Below are 1,393 nucleotides of genomic sequence, written 5' to 3'. Positions count from 1 at the left end.
TTTCTTTGCTCTTTGCTCTTTGCTCGTTGTAAAGCACAATTATCTTACAAATGAATAGACTAAACAAACCGCGCAAACCGCGCGAAAAACAAACCGCGCGAAAAACAAACCGCGCAAATAACAAATCGTAGATTCATCGAACACCAAAACAAAATATAAGCTTGGTTAGATACACTGCACAGATTTCTTTGCTCTTTGCTCTTTGCTCGTTGTAAAGCACAATTATCTTACAAATGAATAGACTAAACAAACCGCGCAAATCGTAGCGTAGCGTAGATTCATCGAACACCAAAACCAATATAAACTAGGTGAGATAAACCGCGCGAAAAACAAACCGCGCAAATAACAAATCGTAGATTCATCGAACACCAAAACCAATATAAACATTGTACCACTCACCACTCACTACTCACCACTCACTACTCACCACCAATTGTTCTCAAGGCTTTCTTTACAATATAGGCTGTTGCTTTTGTATTGCTTTCTTTCAGCCATCTCGCGCATAGGTTTCGCACAAAATCGGGTTGAGTTTTGCTGGCGTCATTGAGCCAATTACCAACGCTATCTTGAACGTATTTAGCGGAGTCATTGCGCATATTTTCCAATAGCGGAAGAGCGAGTTCTGGCGTTGTTTTTAGCGTTTCAATATGGGCGCACCAAACGCCTCTAGGTCGGGTAGACTCCGTGGCAAAGCGACGTATGTTTTCATCTGCGTCTAAGGTCCAGGGCGTCAGGATTGCTAAGCTCAGTTCGAGGTTGGCAATAATTGTCGGGCGAACAGCCATCCAAGCGGTTTCTCGTACCCCAAAATGCGTATCCGCTGCAAAAGGTTGAATGGCGTTTAGTTGTTCTTCGGGGTTATAGTTTGGATGAAGCCCAACCATATACGTGGCCCAACAACGCGCCATATCAGCCGTGTGACTGCTGAGAAATGGAAATAGAACCTGATCATTGGCTTCCATAGCTTGTAACAATAACTGCTGACCAATTGCGGCATTTTTAGCTGTAATCGTTGGCTTTTTTAACGCGGCTACCGCTTGTAAAGTAGGTGCCAAATAAGCTAACCTATCCGCTTGTTGCAAGACCGTTTCCAGTAATACAGCCATGTCAATAGCTAACCATTCCACTAAGTTGACTGTTTCTATTTCCCCTTTGTTTAATTGTTGTAAAAGGGCAGGGGGAATCCCCGCTATGGTTTTTGAACCTTTTCTCTTCGTTTGATTCATTGCTTTTTTTTTTGTAAGACGCAACAAAGATTGCACTCTTTTTTGACTCGGACAATACCGCATAAAAATGTCCCCTAGGTAAATTGGTTTGTTGCTCTTTGCTCGTTGCTCTTTGCTCGTTGCTCTTTGCTCGTTGCTCTTTGCTCGTTGCTCTTTGCTCGTTGCTC

At 43.1% G+C, this 1,393-nt stretch carries 1 protein-coding gene; it reads right to left on the bottom strand.

Going from position 1 to position 1,393, the window contains the following annotated elements; translation table 11 throughout:
- Positions 1-419: 419 nt before the first annotated feature.
- Positions 420-1,226: a DNA alkylation repair protein gene (locus HX062_RS13550; RefSeq protein WP_286467764.1), complete on the bottom strand. Its 807-nt coding sequence runs from the start codon at positions 1,224-1,226 to the stop codon at positions 420-422.
- Between the last annotated feature and the right edge of the window lie 167 nt (positions 1,227-1,393).

This window comes from Myroides sp. DF42-4-2 (assembly GCF_030326445.1).
Lineage (GTDB): Bacteria > Bacteroidota > Bacteroidia > Flavobacteriales > Flavobacteriaceae > Flavobacterium.
The sequence above is the reverse complement of the archived record's forward strand: the minus strand, read 5'-3'. Positions and strand labels throughout refer to the sequence as shown.